Genomic DNA, 14,195 nt, shown 5'->3' on the forward strand with positions numbered 1-14,195 from the left:
CCGTACGCCCGCGACCCCGGGCGTACCCGTCGCAGGCGGTCCTCGCCGGCGCTCACATGCGCCTGAGGACCGCCTGCTTGGCCAGCGTGAACTCGTCGTCCGTCAGGACCCCGGACCGGTGCAGGTCGCCCAGCTCGCGCAGACGCCGCAGCAGGGCGTCGTGGTCGGCCTCGGCGGCGGGGTGCGGCACCGACGGGACGTCCTTCGCCGGCGACGCCGCGGGAAGCGCCGCCGGATGGCCGAGCCGCGCCTGCACCGCCGCCGCGACCAGCGCCATCAGCGGATCCTTCTTGAAGCCCCACAGTTCCACCGAGTGCGGGTCGTACTTCGGCGGAGCCTTGGTCCCGGCGCCGCGCACGGTGAAGCGCAGACAGCCGTTCTCCAGGCCGACCGCGGGGTGCCACTCGACACCCGTGATGTCCCGGAGCGCCAGGCAGCGGGTTCCCGCCGCCGCCTTCGCCTCCTCGGTCTTCCAGTTCCACTCCAGACGCACCTGCTCCCCGTCGAAGCTCGCCGTGCCGTCGCCCGCGGAGGCGGAGAGCGGTACGGCGGGACCGGGGAGCAGATAGCCGTCGACGGGGCCGGCCGGCACCTGGTCCAGGAGCAGCGCGCTCCGGACCTCGTCCACGAGGTACTCGGCGACGCCGTAGCGCTCCGACTCGACCGCCAGCTGGTAGGGGTCGTTGGGCTCGGCGAGCCTGCCGCCGGTGGCCTGCAGCAACGGGTCGGCGCCGTCCCGCAGCCGAAGGCGCAACCGCCCGCTGCGCTTGCCCTGTTCCAGGGATATACCCGCCAACGCCCCTAGCGGGACGGTTAGTTCACCCAAGGCCTTGCGGAGCACACTCACGTTCCGGTCGCGGCCGGGGGTCAGCCGCAGCGCGTCGCCGTCGAAGATCCAGGTCCCGTCCTTCTGGATGATTTCCGCCATGGGGGTGATTGTTTCACCGGCTCTGCGGCAGAGTGGTCTATACCCATCGGAGCCCAGGGACGCACGGGGCTCATGTCAGCTCGTGGGATCTGAAGGGAGCGCATGTGAGACAGCACAGAACGCCCCGCCTTCTCGGAACGCTGCTGCTCGTGGCGGCCGCAGGCATCTCCATGGTCGGCGCGGCACCCTCCGCGTCCGGCCGGACGGCCGTCCCGCTGGGCCGGGTCGTCCCGGCGCCCGCCTCGGTCGACGCCGGCGGATCGCCGTACGGCATCACCCCGGACACCCGTATCCGGGTGGACGACTCGCGCGAGGTCCGGAAGGTCGGCGCGTACCTGGCCGGCGTCCTGCGGCCCTCCACCGGCTACCGGCTGCCGGTCACCGACCGCGGCACCGGCGGCATCCGGCTGCGGCTCGGCGACCGGGGCCTGGGTGACGAGGGATACCGCCTGGTCAGCGGCCGAAGCGGCATCACCATCAGCGCGGGCGGGCCCGCCGGTCTGTTCCACGGTGTGCAGACCCTGCGCCAGCTCCTCCCGGCCGCCGTCGAGAAGGACTCCGTGCAGCCGGGCCCCTGGCTCGTCGCGGGCGGCACCATCGTGGACACCCCGCGCTACGCCTACCGCGGCGCGATGCTGGACGTCTCCCGGCACTTCTTCACCGTCGCCCAGGTCGAGCGGTACATCGACGAACTGGCCCTGTACAAGATCAACAAGCTGCATCTGCACCTGAGCGACGACCAGGGCTGGCGCATCGCCCTCGACTCCTGGCCGCGGCTCGCCACCTACGGCGGCTCCACCCAGGTCGACGGCGGCCCCGGGGGCTACTACACCAAGGCCCAGTACCGGGAGATCGTCCGCTACGCCGCCGAACGCCACCTGGACGTCGTCCCGGAGATCGACATGCCGGGGCACACCAACGCGGCGCTCGCCTCGTACGCCCGGCTGAACTGCGACGGGACCGCGCCGCCGCTCTACACCGGCACCGAGGTCGGCTTCAGCTCACTGTGCGTGGGCAAGGCCGTGACCTACGACTTCGTGGACGACGTGATCCGCGAGCTGGCCGCGCTCACGCCCGGCCCGTACCTCCACATCGGCGGGGACGAGGCCCACTCCACCAGCCACGCCGACTACGTGACCTTCATGAACAAGGTGCAGCCGCTCGTCGCCAAGTACGGCAAGAAGGTGATCGGCTGGCACCAGCTGACCGGCGCCACCCCGGCGAAGGGCGCGCTCGCGCAGTACTGGGGGCTCGACGACACGAGCGCCGCCGAGAAGGAGCAGGTCGCGCGGGCCGCCCGGAACGGGACGGGACTGGTGCTGTCACCGGCCGACCGGGTCTACCTCGACATGAAGTACACCGAGGACACCCCGCTCGGGCAGGACTGGGCGGGCCTGGTCGAGGTGAAGCGCTCCTACGACTGGGACCCCGGCGCCTACCTGCCCGGCGTGCCCGCGTCGGCGGTCCGGGGCGTCGAGGCGCCGCTGTGGTCGGAGACCCTCGTCACCGGGGCCGACATCGACCACATGGCCTTCCCGCGGCTGCCCGGAGTGGCGGAACTCGGCTGGTCGCCCACCTCGACGCACGACTGGGACACCTACAAGGTGCGGCTCGCGGCCCAGGCACCGCGCTGGGACGCGCTGGGCATCGGCTACTACCGGTCGCCCCAGGTTCCCTGGCCCGGCGTCTGAATCCGGTCCGGGACGGAGGTGGGGCCCGGGGGGACCGTCCCCCGGGCCCCACCCGGTTCAGAGGCCCGCGATCGGGTTCCTCAGCGTGCCGACCAGCTGCAGGGCGGCGGACGGATCGGTCAGGTCGACCATCTGACGGTTGTCCCGCAGCTGCAGCCGGTTGAGGCAGGACAGCGCGAACTCGGGCGCGAACAGGTCGTACTGCGCGAACCGCTCGGCGAGTTCGGGCGTCGCGTCCTGGTAGGCGCGCACCGACTCGGCGACGGTCCGCCAGAAGACGTCCTCCTCCAGGACGCCGTCGGCCGCGAGGTTCGCCGCCAGGAAGCGGAAGAAGCAGTCGAAGACGTCGGTGAAGATCGACAGGAGCTTCTGGTCCTCGGGGACCTCCACACGGATGCGCTCGACCGCCGGCGGCAGTACCGCCTGCGGGTCCATGACGGCGATCTCCTCCGCGATGTCCTTGAAGACCGCGCGCTGCACGACACCGTCCTTGAGGACCAGGATGACGTTCTCGCCGTGCGGCATGTAGACGAGGTCGTAGGCGTAGAAGCTGTGCAGCAAGGGGGTGAGGTAGGCGCGCAGATAGCCGCGCAGCCACTCCACCGGGGTCAGCCCCGACCGCTCGACGAGCGCGCCCGCGAAGGAGGCGCCCTCGTGGTCGACATGGACCAGGGAGGCCATCGTCGCCAGGGTCTCGCCCTCCTGGAGGCAGGCCACGGGGCTCTCCCGCCAGAGGGCGGCGAGCATCTTGCGGTACGGGGAGTAGCGGTCGGTGGCGGCCTCGTACTCCAGGTGCCGGTAGCCGACCGCGGCCCGTTCGCGGATGATCGACAGGCCGGTGGACCTGAGCACCGGGTCGCTCTCGACGAGCTGGGCCAGCCAGTCGTTGATCGCCGGGGTCGCCTCCATGTACGCGGCCGAGAGCCCGCGCATGAACCCCATGTTGAGGACCGACAGCGCGGTCTTCACATAGTGCTTCCCAGGACGGGACGTGTTGAAGAACGTCCGGATCGACTGCTGGGCCAGATACTCGTCGTCCCCCTCGCCCAGGCAGACCAGGTGACGCCGGGCGACCTCGGCCGCGAAGGTCACCGAGAGCTTGTTCCACCACTGCCAGGGGTGGACGGGGATCAGGAGGTAGTCCTCCGGGTCGAGCCCCTGGCCGGTGAGGGTGGCGGCGAACCGTGTCAGCGCCGGCTCGCCGAGCTCCTCGCGCAGGAAGGTCTCGTACGAGATGCCCACCCCCGCGGTGAACGCGGCACGGGAGCGGTGGGCGGCCAGCCACACCAGCCGGACCGGACTCGCGGTCTCGGGCGCGTAGGAGAGGTACTCGTGGACGCCGAAGCCGAGCCGTCCGTTGTTGGCGACGAAGCAGGGGTGGCCCTCGGTCATGCCCGTCTCGATCGCCTGGAACCCCGCCCCGGCGAGCTCGGCGGAGGTGACCTGCGGTTTCGTGAGCTTGAAGCAGGTGCCCGAGAGGGTGGAGGAGATCTCCTCCAGGTAGACCGGCAGGACCTCGTCGCTCAGGCCGAGCGACTTCCTCAGCTCGATGAAGAAGTCCATTGCGGCGAGCGGGAGTTCGGTCCCGTCACGATGACGGGTGAGCGAGTCGGCGTCGATCTGCCAGTGGTCGAGACGGCGGACGGTCGCGGTGAACCCGTAACGGGTCAGGCCGTCGTCGCTGTGGACGGTGTAACGGCCCTCCCCGACGGGCTCGGGTGTGATCAGCCGCTCGTGCGCGAACTCGGCGAACGCCTTGCGCAGCAGCAGGCGGTTGGCGCGCTCCCAGCGTTCGGGGGAGAGGTGGGACACGGCGTCGGACAGGGTCATACGGCTGCTCCTACGGCTGCCTCGAACCGCTCCCGGGTGCAGAAGCTCAGCAGCGCGCGCTTCTCGGGCTTCTGGATCTCCCGCTCGGCCACGAAGCCGACGGCCTCGTTGAGCGCGTGCACGGCCGTGTTGCGCACGTCGGGCTCCACGACGACGCGCCGGGTCGCCGGGTCGGCGAACAGGTGCCTCATCACCGTGGTGATCACGGCCCGGGTGAAACCGTGCACGGGTGTGTCGGTCGGCGCGACCAGGAAGTGCATGCCGACGTCGCCGGGCTCGGGCTCGTAGAGGCCGACGAGTTCGACGTGGCGCGGGTCGTAGCTCTCCATCAGGAACACGGGCTCGCCGTCGTGCAGCCCGAGGTGGGCGTGGTGGTGCTCCGCGGCCGCGACGGCCATGTACTCGCGCTCCACGTCGTGCAGTTTCGCGCCCTGCATCATCCAGAACGCCGACTTGGGGTGCGTCACCCAGCCGTGCAGCAGCCCGGAGTCCTGGACGGGGTCGAGCGGGCGGACGGTGAGGACACCTATGCCGGTGCGGCTCATACGGCGAACTCCTGGAACGCGATCGACTTCTCGACCGGGTAGTACTCGGTGCCGAGCAGCTCACGGATGATGGACGCGTTGCGGTAGGCGCCCATGCCCAGGTCGGGGCTGGTGATGCTGTGGGTGTGCACGCCGGCGTTCTGCAGGAAGACACCCCGCCCTGTGGTGTCGACGGCGTAGTTGCGGGCCACGTCGAAGTTGCCGTGGCCGTCGTAGCGCAGCCGGTCGCGGACCGGCGCCAGGAAGGCGGGCTCGACGTACTTGTAGCCGGTCGCGAGGATCAGGCCCTCGGAGCTCAGCTCGTAGTCCTTGCCCTGCTCCTCCTGGCGCAGGCCGAGGGTGTAGCCGCCCTCGTCGTGCCGCACGCTGTTCAGGGACGAGTTGGTGAGCAGACGGGCGGGGACGGGACCGCCGAGGTTCTTCTGGTACAGCAGGTCGAAGATCGCGTCGATCAGCTCGCCGTCGATGCCCTTGAAGAGGCCCTTCTGCTCCGTCTGCAGGCGGTAGCGGGTCTGCTCGGGCAGTGCGTGGAAGTAGTCGATGTACTCCGGGGAGGTCATCTCCAGGGTGAGCTTGGTGTATTCGAGCGGGAAGAAACGGGGCGAGCGCGTGACCCAGTTCAGCCGGTAGCCGTGGACGTCGATCTCGCTGAGCAGGTCGTAGAAGATCTCGGCGGCGGACTGCCCGCTGCCGACCAGCGTGATCGACTCCTTGGTCTGCAGCTCCTTCTTGTGCGTCAGGTAGCGGGAGTTGTGGATGAAGTCGCCGCCGAGGTCAGCGCAGGCCTCGGGGAGGTACGGCGGCGTGCCGGTGCCCAGGACCAGGTGGCGGGCGCGGTAGGTGTCACCGGCCCCGGTCCGTACGGCGTAGACCCCGGCCGACTCCTCGTACGTGACCTCGGCGACCGTGGTGGAGAAGCGGACGCTGGAGAGTTTCGACGCGGCCCAGCGGCAGTAGTCGTCGTACTCGACCCGCAGCGGGTAGAAGTTCTCCCGGATGTAGAACGCGTACAGACGGCCCGATTCCTTCAGGTAGTTGAGGAAGGAGAACGGGGAGGTCGGGTCGGCGAGGGTCACCAGGTCGGACATGAAGGGGGTCTGCAGGTGCGCGCCCTCCAGGAACATCCCGGAGTGCCACTCGAAGTCCGGCTTGGACTCCAGGAAGACGCCGTCCAGTTCGGCGATCGGCTCGGTCAGGCAGGCGAGGCCGAGGTTGAAGGGGCCGAGACCGATCCCTACGAAGTCGTATGTCTTCTCGGTGCCTTCGACGGATTCAGGAAGCGCGGTCAAGGGAGTCTCCCAGGTACTGCTCGGCATGGCCGGCGATCAGATCGAGGACGGCGGCGATGTCGTCGGCCGTCGTCTCGGGGTTGAGCAGGGTGAACTTCAGGTAGTGGCGTCCGCCGACCTTGGTGCCCGCCACGACGGCGTCACCGGAGGCGAACAGTGCCTTGCGGGCGTACAGGTTGGCGCGGTCGATCTCGGCCGGGCCGGTCACGGCGGCCGGGACGAACCGGAAGACCAGGGTGGACAGCGAGGGCTCCACCACCACGTCGAAGCGCGGGTCGGCGGCCAGCAGCCGCCAGCCCTCCCGCGCCAGGTCGCAGACCTCGTCGAAGAGTTCACCGATGCCGTCGGCGCCCATCACCCGCAGCGTCATCCACAGCTTGAGCGCGTCGAAGCGGCGGGTGGTCTGCAGGGACTTGTCGACCTGGTTGGGGATGCGCTCCTCAACCGTGCGACGCGGGTTCAGGTACTCCGCGTGGTACGTGGCGTGGCGCAGCGTCGCGCCGTCGCGCACCAGCACGGCGGACGAACTCACCGGCTGGAAGAAGGACTTGTGGTAGTCGACGGTGACGGAGTCGGCCCGCTCGATGCCGTCGATGCGGTCCCGGTTCTTCAGGGAGGTGAGCAGTCCGCAGCCGTAGGCCGCGTCGACGTGCATCCAGGTCCCGTACCGGGCGCACAGTTCGGCGATCCCGGGCAGCGGGTCGATGGAGCCGAAGTCGGTGGTGCCCGCGGTCGCGACGACGGCCATCGGGACCAGGCCCTCGGCACGGCAGCGCTCCAGTTCGCGGGCGAGCGCGAGCGTCTGCAGGCGCTTGTCGTGGTCGACGGGGATCGTCACGACGGAGTCGGCGCCGAGGCCGAGGAGTTTCGCGGACTTCTTGACGCTGAAGTGGCCGGCTTCGGAGGCGAAGACACGCAGCCGGGCGAGGTCGTCGGTCTTGGCCTCCTCCCGGGCGAGCAGCAGGGCCTGCAGGTTGGACTGGCTGCCGCCGCTGGTGAACACGCCGTCCGCGGCGGGCCCGAGGCCGATGCGCCCGTTGGTCCAGTCGATGAGCCTGCGCTCGATGAGCGTGCCGCCGGCCGACTGGTCCCAGGTGTCCAGGGAGGAGTTGACGGCGGAGAGCACGGCCTCGCCGAGCACGGCCGGGATGACGACCGGGCAGTTGAGGTGGGCCAGATAGCGCGGGTGGTGGAAGTAGACGGCGTCCCGGAGGTAGACCTCCTCCAGTTCGTCCAGGACCGCGCTCGTGTCGTGCAGCGGGCGGTCCAGGTCGATCCGGTCGATGCGGGGTGCGAGGGCGTCGACGGAGACACCCGTGAACGGACGGTCGGTGGTGGCGAGTTTGGCCGCCACCCGCTCGATTCCTTCGGTCACGGAGCGGCGGTACCGCTCCGCGGTCGTGTCATTGAGCAGGTGCGAGCGCATGTGGGGGTCCTCCGTGCGGGGAAGAGGGAGCGTCCGGGCGGGGTGGCAGAGGGACGGCTCGGACGAGAGAAAGGGACGAGGTCGCGTGCTTCAACTTAGGTTAGCCTAACCTAAATCGATCACGCGACCTCGTCCCTCGGGTCCCCGTAGTGACGTACGCCTCTGTTTGACGCCCGGTCACCGGTGTGCGCCGCTACTCCTCCTCGCGCAGCTGTTCCTCCGTCAGTCCGCGCCGCCAGTAGCCCACGAAGGTGACCCGCCTGCGGTCGATCCCGCGCTCGCGCACGAGGTGACGGCGCATCTCCTTGACGCACCCGGACTCGCCCGCGATCCAGGCGTACGGCCGCTCGGCGGACGGCATCCGGGCGGCCCGTACCGCGTCGACGGCCAGGGGGGAGCCGCTGTCGCGCACGAGCCAGGTGATCTCCGCGTCGGCGGCGAAGGACAGGTCCTGGACGTCCTCGCCGTGCTGGACCTCCAGCCAGGCCCGGACCCGGGTGCCGGCCGGCAGCGACTCCAGCACGGCGGACGCGGCCGGCAGCGCGGTCTCGTCCGCCCACAGCACGATCAGGTCGGCGTCGGCCGGCGGCCGGAAGCGGATCGCCCGGTTGTCCGCGACGGCCGGGCCGAGCAGGACGACGCGGTCACCCGCCGCCGCCCGGGAGGCCCACCGGGACGCCGGACCGGCCGGGACCTCGGCGCCGGGCTCGACCCCGTGCAGCACGAAGTCGATGTCGATCCCGGTGGTACGGCCCCGCGCGTCGCGGCGCAGCGCCCGCAGCGTGTACGAGCGCATCACCGCCCGCACGTCCTCGGGGAGTTCGCGCCAGCCCTCCCACCACCCGTCGCCCCTTTCGAAGGGGACGGCCGGCTCGGCCTGGCCGGGGTGCGGAAGGAAGAGCGAGAGGCTCTGGTCCATGCCGTCGGAGGCGAACGCCTCCAGGTCGGGGCCCGCGAAGGAGACCCGGACCAGCGACGGGCCGAGCCGCTCCGTCCGTACGACCTGGAGGGAGAAGAAACGGAACGGGGCGGCCACGGCCGTCGTCATCGGTGCTCCTGAGAAGGGGTCAGGGTCTCGTGGCGGGGTGTCAGGCGACCTTCCTGGCCTTCTCGATGGCCTCGGCGAGACGCTCGATGATCGGGGTGCACTTGTCGTACGACAGGATCGCCTCGGGCGTCCGGGCGATGACCTGGCCGGCCTTGACGGCGGGCAGCTTCTTCCAGGTGGCCTCGGTGATGTCGGCCGGCTGGATGGTCGCGGTGCGGTCGTCCATGATGATGATGTCGGCCGGGTACTTGTCGACGTTCTCCCAGCTCAGGTTCTCGAACCAGCCACCGCTGGCCTTCAGGGCCTTGGCGGAGGGCTCGACGATGTTCACGCCGAGCGCCTTGAAGTACTCCAGGTCGATGGAGAGGTTGGAGCCGGAGACGTAGAAGATGTCCTGGCTCGCGGAGCCGGCCAGGACCTTGATCTCCGGGCGGGCCTTGGCGGCCTTGCGCAGCCGCTCGGCGGCCGCCTCGAACTTCTTCTTCGCCGCCACTGTCGTGGCGGACTTCATGTCCGCGCCGAGCGACTCGGCCAGCGCGTACATGCGCTCCAGGGACTGCGGCATCTGGCGGTCGTAGACGGAGACGCCGACGCTCGGAGCGAGCTTGAGGATCTTGTCCTTGGACTCCTCGGGGACGTACCAGAGGGTGCCCGCGGCGTCGAACATCGTGGAGATCAGCACGTCCGGCGCGAGGGCCGCGTACTTCTCGATGTTGAACTGCCCCCACTCGTTGCCCAGCACGGTCAGCTTGCTGACGTCCATGTCGCCTGCCTGGACATCGGCCTTGCCGTCCTTGGTCGTGGTCGGGCCGAAGACGCCCTTGACCTCGATGCCGTAGTCGTGGAGCGCGGCGGCGACACCCGTGAAGGCCACGATGTTCGCCGGCGCCTTGTCGAGTTTGACGGTGGTGCCGCGGTCGTCCTTGAACGTCCAGGGGCCGGACTTGGACCGGGCGTCGGCGGCCGTCGTCGAGTCCGAGCCACCGCTTTTCGCGTCGTCGTCGCCACAGGCGGCGAGGACGGCACCGAGGCCGAGGGCGCCGCCGGCGGCGAGGATGCCGCGGCGGGAGAGGTGGGTGGCACGGGCGTTGGGCATGAGAGTGGCTGCTTTCGGCACGGGGCGGAGCGCCCGCGGGACAAGTTCGAAGGTAGGTTAGCCTAACCTCAGTGCTTGTCCAGGGCCGGGGTGCCCCCGCACGGGCGCCCACCCGCTTCCGTGGGCCCCTGGCGCCGGTGGTCCCGCGCACGCCGGTGGCCCGGCGAGCCCCGCGGTGCCGTCCGCGCGGGGCCGGTCCGTGCCGGTCGGGGCGGAGGCCGGTGCCGGGCGGAGGCCGATGCCGGCCCCCGCCGTCCGGTGGGTGCGCCGGCTCAGCCGGTGAGCCCCAACTCCCGCGCGATCAGCATCCGCTGCACCTCGCTCGTGCCCTCGCCGATCTCCAGGATCTTGGAGTCGCGCCACATCCGGGCCACCGGGTACTCGTTCATGAAGCCGTAGCCGCCGTGGATCTGGGTGGCGTCCCGGGCGTTGTCGACGGCGACGGTGGAGGAGTAGAGCTTGGCGATCGCCGCCTCCTTCTTGAAGGGCTCGCCCGCGACCAGCCGGGAGGCGGCGTCGCGCCAGCCGACACGGGCCATGTGGGCCTTCGTCTCCATGTCCGCGATCTTGAACTGGATGGCCTGGTAGGCGCCGATGTTCCGGCCGAACGCGTGCCGCTCCTTGGCGTACTTCACGGACTCGTCCACGCAGCCCTGGGCCAGTCCCGTCGCCAGCGCCGAGATGGCGACGCGGCCCTCGTCCAGGATGCGCAGGAACTGCGCGTACCCGCGGCCCTCCTCGCCCAGCAGGTTCGCGGCCGGGACACGGACGTCGGCGAAGGACAGCTCACGGGTGTCCGAGGCGTTCCAGCCGACCTTCGAGTAGGGCGCGGCGACCGTGAAGCCGGGGGTGCCGGAAGGGACGATGATCGCGGAGATCAGCGGCTTGCCGTCGGGCTTGCGGCCGGTGACCGCCGTGACCGTCACCAGGCCCGTGATGTCCGTGCCCGAGTTGGTGATGAAGCACTTGCTGCCGTTGATCACCCACTCGTCGGTCTCCGGGTCGAGCCGGGCCGTCGTCCGGGTCGCGCCGGCGTCCGAGCCGCCGTCCGGCTCGGTCAGTCCGAAGGCGCCGAGGATCTCGCCGGAGCAGAGGCGGGGGAGCCACTCGGCCTTCTGCGCGTCGGTGCCGAAGAGGTGGAGGGGCATCGCGCCGAGCGAGACGCCGGCCTCCAGGGTGATGGCCACCGAGGAGTCCACGCGCGCGAGTTCCTCCAGGGCGATGCCGAGGGCGAGGTAGTCGCCGCCCATGCCGCCGTACTCCTCGGGGAAGGGCAGGCCGAACAGGCCCATGCGGCCCATCTCCCGCACGATCTCGTACGGGAACTCGTGCCGCTCGTAGAAGTCACCGATCTTCGGCGCGACGACGTCGTGGGCGAACTCCTCGACGGTCCGGCGCAGTTCCTCGAGTTCGGGGGAGAGGCGGTGGTCCAGGGACATGGGATTCACTCCTGGTGGGAGAGGGCTTTGACGGTGCGGGACGGGCTGGGTCGGCCCAGTTGTCCGGCCATCCACACGCTGGTGGCGGTGAGGCGGCCGAGGTCGACCCCGGTGTCGACACCGAGGCCCTGGAGCATCCACACGAGGTCCTCGGTGGCGAGGTTGCCGGTCGCGGACTTCGCGTACGGGCAGCCGCCGAGACCGCCCGCGGACGCGTCGACGGTCGTCACCCCGTGCTGCAGGCTCGCCAGGGTGTTGGCGAGGGCCTGGCCGTAGGTGTCGTGGAAGTGCACGCCGAGCACGTTGGTCGGCACGCCCTCCTCGTTGAGCTCGGCCAGCAGGTTCTGGACGTGGCCCGGGGTCGCCACGCCGATCGTGTCGCCGAGGCTCAGCTCGTCGCAGCCCATGTCCAGCAGGGCCCTGCACACGCGGACGACCTGGTGGACGGGGACGGCGCCCTCCCACGGGTCGCCGAAGCACATCGAGACATAGCCGCGGACGCGGGCCCGGTCCGCCCTGGCCCGGGACACCACCGGCTCGAACATGGCCAGCGACTCGTCCACGGTCCGGTTGAGGTTGGCCTTGGCGAAGGACTCGGTGGCACTGGCGAAGACGGCGACATCGCGGGCGCCGAGGGCGAGGGCCCGGTCCAGGCCGCGTTCGTTCGGGACGAGGACCGGCAGCCGCACCCCCGGTCCGCCGTCGGTGCCGCCGAGATCGCTCACCAGGGGGAACAGGGCCTCGGAGTCCGCCAGTTGGGGCACCCACTTGGGGTGGACGAAGCTGGTGGCCTCGATGGTGGTCAGTCCCGCGTCGGCGAGGCGCCGGATGAACTCGGCCTTGACCTCGGTCGGCACGGTCGTCTTCTCGTTCTGCAGTCCGTCGCGCGCGCCGACCTCGTGGATCCGTACCCGCGCGGGCAGGTCCGGGGCCGGTACGACCATCGGGAGGCCGAGTTCCGGAGTGCTCATGTCGTCTCCTCGAACGGGATGATCACGGCCAGGATCTGGTCCATGGCGACCGTCGTGCCCGGGGTGACGTCCAGTTCGCCGACGGTCCCCGCGTGCGGGGCGGAGATGACGTGCTCCATCTTCATCGCCTCGACCACCAGCAGGCTCTGCCCCGCGGTCACCTCGTCCCCGACCGCGACCTTGACGACGGTCACCGTGCCGGGCATGGGCGCGGTCAGGGAGTCGGCGCCCGCGTGCGCCGCGCCGGTGAGGGACGCGGCCACCGGGTCGTGGTCGCGGACCTGCCAGGCGTCGCCGTCGCGCCCGAGCCAGTCGCCGGCCCGGTCGAAGGTGTGGCGTACCCCGTCGAGGGTCACGGAGACCCGGTCGGGGGTGACCGTGTGGGCGCCGCGCGGGACGTGCTCCACGGGGTCCTGCACCCGCAGGTGGAAGCCCACGGGGGCGGGAGTGCCGCCCAGCCGCCAGCCGCTCGGCACCGAGAAGGGGTCGCTCCAGCCCGCGCCCCGGGGCTTCAGCGCGTCGAGCCGCACGGCCGCCGCCGCCTCGTAGACCTCCTCCGGCACACCGGCGGGGACCAGCCCGTCGGCCTCCCGCTCCACCAGACCGGTGTCCAGCTCGCCCGCCACCACCGCCGGATGGGCCAGCAGCCGGCGCAGGAACCCCGCGTTGGTCTGGACGCCGAGCGTGACCGTCTCCGCGAGGGCGGCGCGCAGCTTGCGCAGCGCGGTGGCGCGGTCCGGGCCGTACGCGACGACCTTGGACAGCATCGGGTCGTAGAGGCTGCCCACCTCCGTGCCCTCGCTCAGCCCGGAGTCGGTGCGGACCCCGTCGCCCTGCGGCTCGCGCAGGCGGAGCACGGTGCCGCCGGACGGCAGGAAGCCGCGGGAGGGGTCCTCCGCGCAGACGCGCGCCTCGACCGCGTGCCCGGTGAGGGTGATGTCCTCCTGCGCGTACGGCAGCCGTTCGCCCGCGGCGACCCGGAGCTGCCACTCCACCAGGTCGAGCCCCGTGACCAGTTCGGTGACCGGGTGCTCCACCTGGAGGCGGGTGTTCATCTCCATGAAGTAGTACGAGGACGGGTCGGAACCGGGGACGATGAATTCGACGGTGCCCGCGCCCTCGTACCCGCAGGAGCGGGCCGCCTGGACCGCGGCCTCGCCCATGGCGGCCCGGGTCCCGGCGTCGAGGAACACGCTGGGCGCCTCCTCGATGATCTTCTGGTGGCGGCGCTGCAGGGAGCACTCGCGCTCGCCCAGGTGCACCACGTTCCCGTGACCGTCGGCCAGGACCTGGATCTCGATGTGGCGGGGGCGGTCCACCCAGCGCTCGACGAGGAGGGTGTCGTCGCCGAAGGAGGCGCGGGCCTCGCGCCGGGCCGCGGCGATCTCGTCGGCCAGGGCGGCGGCGTCCCGCACCAGCCGCATGCCCTTGCCGCCGCCGCCCGCGCTCGGCTTGAGGAGGACCGGCGTGCCGATCTCCCGTGCCGCCTCGGCCAGCTGGGCGTCGGTCAGGCCGCTGCCGGACGAGCCCGGGACGACCGGGACGCCCGCCGCGCGGACCGTCTCCTTGGCGCGGATCTTGTCGCCCATGAGCGCGATCGCGTCGGCGGGCGGGCCGATGAAGACGAGGCCGGCCCCGGCGCAGGCGCGCGCGAACGAGGCGTTCTCCGCGAGGAAGCCGTACCCCGGGTGCACGGCCTGGGCGCCGGTGCGCGCCGCGGCCTCCAGCAGGGCGGGCACCGACAGATAGCTCTCGGCGGCCGGCGCCGGGCCGATCCGCACCGCGGTGTCCGCCTCGCGCACGTGCCGGGCGTCGGCGTCCGCGTCGGAGAAGACGGCGACCGAGCGGACGCCCAGGGACCGCAGGGTGCGGATGACCCGGACGGCGATCTCGCCGCGGTTGGCCACAAGAACGGTGTCGAACATGGTCAGA

At 71.2% G+C, this 14,195-nt stretch carries 11 protein-coding genes; 1 reads left to right on the top strand and 10 read right to left on the bottom strand.

Features of this window, described 5'->3' with window-relative positions; translation table 11 throughout:
• Positions 1–52 precede the first annotated feature (52 nt).
• Positions 53–928, bottom strand: coding sequence for a DUF4429 domain-containing protein (locus OG776_RS26360; protein ID WP_148008531.1), 876 nt, complete (start codon positions 926–928; stop codon positions 53–55).
• A 170-nt stretch (positions 929–1,098) separates the two neighbouring features.
• Between OG776_RS26360 and OG776_RS26365 the strand changes: the two genes are divergently transcribed.
• A complete protein-coding gene (locus OG776_RS26365; protein ID WP_443077378.1) occupies positions 1,099–2,619 on the top strand; it encodes a beta-N-acetylhexosaminidase in 1,521 nt (506 codons plus the stop codon).
• Positions 2,620–2,676: 57 nt separating this feature from the next.
• On the opposite strand, the gene OG776_RS26370 is transcribed toward OG776_RS26365, so the two are convergent.
• From OG776_RS26370 to OG776_RS26410, 9 genes are all read right to left on the bottom strand, one after another.
• Entirely contained in the window at positions 2,677–4,449 is a 1,773-nt protein-coding gene (locus tag OG776_RS26370) for an IucA/IucC family protein (protein ID WP_329322631.1), read from the bottom strand.
• The gene (locus OG776_RS26375; protein WP_148008529.1) at positions 4,446–4,994 is read right to left on the bottom strand and encodes a GNAT family N-acetyltransferase; all 549 of its coding nucleotides are present in this window, start codon (positions 4,992–4,994) and stop codon (positions 4,446–4,448) included. The genes OG776_RS26370 and OG776_RS26375 overlap by 4 nt, the downstream gene beginning before the upstream one ends.
• Positions 4,991–6,283 carry a lysine N(6)-hydroxylase/L-ornithine N(5)-oxygenase family protein gene (locus OG776_RS26380; RefSeq protein WP_261994470.1) on the bottom strand — a complete coding sequence of 431 codons (1,293 nt, stop codon included), beginning with the start codon at positions 6,281–6,283 and terminating at the stop codon, positions 4,991–4,993. The genes OG776_RS26375 and OG776_RS26380 overlap by 4 nt, the downstream gene beginning before the upstream one ends.
• On the bottom strand, positions 6,267–7,709 hold the full coding sequence (gene desA / locus OG776_RS26385; protein WP_148008527.1) for a lysine decarboxylase DesA: 1,443 nt from the start codon (positions 7,707–7,709) through the stop codon (positions 6,267–6,269). Before desA ends, OG776_RS26380 begins: the two co-directional genes overlap by 17 nt.
• Positions 7,710–7,902: 193 nt before the next feature.
• A complete protein-coding gene (locus OG776_RS26390) occupies positions 7,903–8,757 on the bottom strand; it encodes a siderophore-interacting protein (RefSeq protein ID WP_148008526.1) in 855 nt (284 codons plus the stop codon).
• Positions 8,758–8,797: 40 nt separating this feature from the next.
• A complete protein-coding gene (locus tag OG776_RS26395) occupies positions 8,798–9,853 on the bottom strand; it encodes an ABC transporter substrate-binding protein (protein ID WP_329322632.1) in 1,056 nt (351 codons plus the stop codon).
• Between the two features lie 272 nt (positions 9,854–10,125).
• Positions 10,126–11,286, bottom strand: a complete 1,161-nt coding sequence (locus tag OG776_RS26400) for an acyl-CoA dehydrogenase family protein (RefSeq protein WP_148009397.1) — start codon at positions 11,284–11,286, stop codon at positions 10,126–10,128.
• Between the two features lie 11 nt (positions 11,287–11,297).
• Complete coding sequence (locus OG776_RS26405; RefSeq protein ID WP_148008524.1) at positions 11,298–12,263, bottom strand: hydroxymethylglutaryl-CoA lyase; 966 nt, start codon at positions 12,261–12,263, stop codon at positions 11,298–11,300.
• Complete coding sequence (locus tag OG776_RS26410) at positions 12,260–14,188, bottom strand: acetyl-CoA carboxylase biotin carboxylase subunit (RefSeq protein WP_329322633.1); 1,929 nt, start codon at positions 14,186–14,188, stop codon at positions 12,260–12,262. Before OG776_RS26410 ends, OG776_RS26405 begins: the two co-directional genes overlap by 4 nt.
• Between the last annotated feature and the right edge of the window lie 7 nt (positions 14,189–14,195).

The organism is Streptomyces sp. NBC_01689 (assembly GCF_036250675.1).
GTDB lineage: Bacteria > Actinomycetota > Actinomycetes > Streptomycetales > Streptomycetaceae > Streptomyces.

Bases quoted from the DNA above. Each gene is read 5' to 3' on its own strand.
- OG776_RS26360 (WP_148008531.1), bottom strand. From the start codon at position 928: ATGGCGGAAATCATCCAGAAGGACGGGACCTGGATCTTCGACGGCGAC.
- OG776_RS26365 (WP_443077378.1), top strand. From the start codon at position 1,099: ATGGTCGGCGCGGCACCCTCCGCGTCCGGCCGGACGGCCGTCCCGCTG.
- OG776_RS26370 (WP_329322631.1), bottom strand. From the start codon at position 4,449: ATGACCCTGTCCGACGCCGTGTCCCACCTCTCCCCCGAACGCTGGGAG.
- OG776_RS26375 (WP_148008529.1), bottom strand. From the start codon at position 4,994: ATGAGCCGCACCGGCATAGGTGTCCTCACCGTCCGCCCGCTCGACCCC.
- desA (WP_148008527.1), bottom strand. From the start codon at position 7,709: ATGCGCTCGCACCTGCTCAATGACACGACCGCGGAGCGGTACCGCCGC.
- OG776_RS26390 (WP_148008526.1), bottom strand. From the start codon at position 8,757: ATGACGACGGCCGTGGCCGCCCCGTTCCGTTTCTTCTCCCTCCAGGTC.
- OG776_RS26395 (WP_329322632.1), bottom strand. From the start codon at position 9,853: ATGCCCAACGCCCGTGCCACCCACCTCTCCCGCCGCGGCATCCTCGCC.
- OG776_RS26405 (WP_148008524.1), bottom strand. From the start codon at position 12,263: ATGAGCACTCCGGAACTCGGCCTCCCGATGGTCGTACCGGCCCCGGAC.
- OG776_RS26410 (WP_329322633.1), bottom strand. From the start codon at position 14,188: ATGTTCGACACCGTTCTTGTGGCCAACCGCGGCGAGATCGCCGTCCGG.